Source organism: Cellulomonas bogoriensis 69B4 = DSM 16987 (genome assembly GCF_000767165.1).
Lineage (GTDB): Bacteria > Actinomycetota > Actinomycetes > Actinomycetales > Cellulomonadaceae > Actinotalea > Actinotalea bogoriensis.
Genome location: NZ_AXCZ01000279.1, coordinates 1 through 2,223 on the forward strand (window position 1 = coordinate 1; position 2,223 = coordinate 2,223).

Here is a 2,223-nt window from a genome sequence, read left to right on the forward strand (position 1 = left end):
TGGAGGGGGTGCCGCGGCCGGTGCCCGGGGGGCGGGTGGTGGCGCCGGCGCAGGGGGCGGGGCGGTCACCGGTGGGTCCGAGGGCTGGTCCGCGGGACCACCGCCCGCACCACGGTCGGCCCGGGCACCGCGACTCCCGCGTGCGTCAGCAGAGGACATCGGATCCACCCCCATCCCCACGTCGAGCACCACCGACCGGGCGGCCTTGTCGTGCCAACCCTGCCGCATCACGCCCGCGTCGAAGAACGGGGACAGGTGGACCACCACTTGACCCACTCCCCCGACGAACGTCCCCATGGCCGGGACGAGGAACCGGACCAGCGCACGCAGTCCGCCCAGCGGCCGGCCGTCGCGCGCACCCAGCACCCTCAGGCCGACCATCCGCTTGCCCAGCGTGAAACCACGGGCGGCCAGGTACCACCACTGGAAGAGCCCCAGCCCCAGGAGCAGGACGGCGCCCACCACCAGCGGGCCGGCCTGCTCCACGTCCGGCGTCGAGGCGGCGTCGGCGAGCTCCTGGTACAGGGAGACCAGGCCGACGGCCACGAACCCCCCGCCCAGGATGAGTGCGGCGACCATGTCGATGACGTGGGCGAGCAGGCGTGCGCCCATGGTCGCGGGAACTGCACCGGGGACTGGCATGATCGGCCGGCTCACCTCCCGCTCGCGTGTGGACGGACAGTCGTCCCCGGGTACATCGGCAGCCGAGGGCGTCGACCTGAGTCCTGCGGCGGATCTGCTCGCTAGTGCCCACCTGCCGCCCGGGTCCGGGCGCGTAGCCGCAGGCCCCGGGCCCGCAGCGTCCCCACGAGCACGGCGCCGGTCACCGCGCCAGCCCCGGCGAGCACCCACCACACGGTGGTGGCGCGCACACGCGCCGTGGCGTCCTCACGCACGGTGAGGTCCACGCCCTGCGGACCGTGCCAGGTCACCGCCGGCGCGACGTGCACCGGGCTCTGCGGGCCGGGTGCCGTCCCGTCGTCGACGAAGGCCAGTGCGGCGTACGGGCGGATCACACCCCAGCCGGCGAGGTCGTCACGGGCATCGGGCTGCGCCCTGGCCGCCGTGGCCGTCAACCGGTGGGCCCACTGCGCGGGTGACTCGTGGGGGAACCGCTCGGCAAGGAGCGCGGCGGCCGCACTGACGTAGGCGGTCGCGAACGACGTGGACGCCTCGCCACCCGCCAGGACGCAGTTCCCGGCGGCGTGGAACGCCGTCAGGACGTCGGTCCCCGGAGCCGCGACGTCCACGTGCGGACCGTGGATCGAGTCGCTGGTCACCCGGTCGTCCCGGTCGACCGCGCTGACGGCCACGACCTCCGGGTAGGCGGCGGGGTACCGCGGGGAGTCGGTCGTGACGTCGGTGGTGCGCCGGTTGCCCGCCGACGCCACGACCAACGAGCCGCGGTCGGTGGCGTGCCGGACGGCTCGACGGAGCTCAGGGTCGTCGGTGGTCGAGCTGAGGGAGACGTTGATCACCTGCGCCCCTCGGTCCGCGGCGGCACGGATGCCCTGGGCGATCGTGGCCGTGTGCGGTCCGAGGCCCTGCTCGACCGCACGAGGGTCGCTCGACAGGTACACCCGGACCGGCATGACGACCGCGTCGGGCGCGAGGCCGACCAGCCCCGAACCCTCCACGTGCCGGGACGCGATCTGGCCTGCGACGGCCGTGCCGTGACCGGCCGGGTCGCGCCACCCGTCCGGGTGACCCTCGACCTCGACCAGGTCCAGGCCGGGCACCAGCGCATCGGCCAGGTGCTCGTTGCGGGCCTCGACCCCGGAGTCCACGACCGCGACCACCACGCCGGCGCCGGTGGCCAGCTCCCAGGCGCGAGCCGCGCCCAGCCGTTCCAGCGCCTGCGGGGGGTCCGGGACGAGTCGGCGGACCGCACTGTCGCACTGCTCCGCGGTCGCGTCGGCGGACCCCCGGGCACCGCCGGTGACCTGACCGTCGGCCGCGGCCTCCTCACCGGGCAGGCCCTGCAGGCCCTGCTGCGGTTCGCCCGGCTGCGGGGCGGGCGCAGGCGCCCACTGCCCGGTGGCCTGGGCCGCGGCGGTGACCGTCAGCTCGGGACCAGCAGGGAACAGACCCACCCACGCCCACGGGACGGTCGCCACGTCCTCGGGTGAGAACCCCAGGCGTGCGGCCTCGTCACCCTCGGCAGGCACCGGGAACGCCGTCCCGGTCTGGTCCACCAGGTGCAGGTGACCGTGGGCGGCACCA

The 2,223-nt window shown here is 75.5% G+C and carries 2 protein-coding genes; both read right to left on the bottom strand.

Annotated features, from left to right (window positions below; genetic code table 11):
• The coding region (locus N869_RS16685) for an RDD family protein (protein WP_198026093.1) at nt 1-642 on the bottom strand (642 nt) is incomplete at its 3' end.
• A gap of 101 nt (nt 643-743) precedes the next feature.
• A partial coding sequence (locus N869_RS14580) for a S8 family serine peptidase (RefSeq protein WP_156968583.1) occupies nt 744-2,223 on the bottom strand: 1,480 nt, incomplete at its 5' end.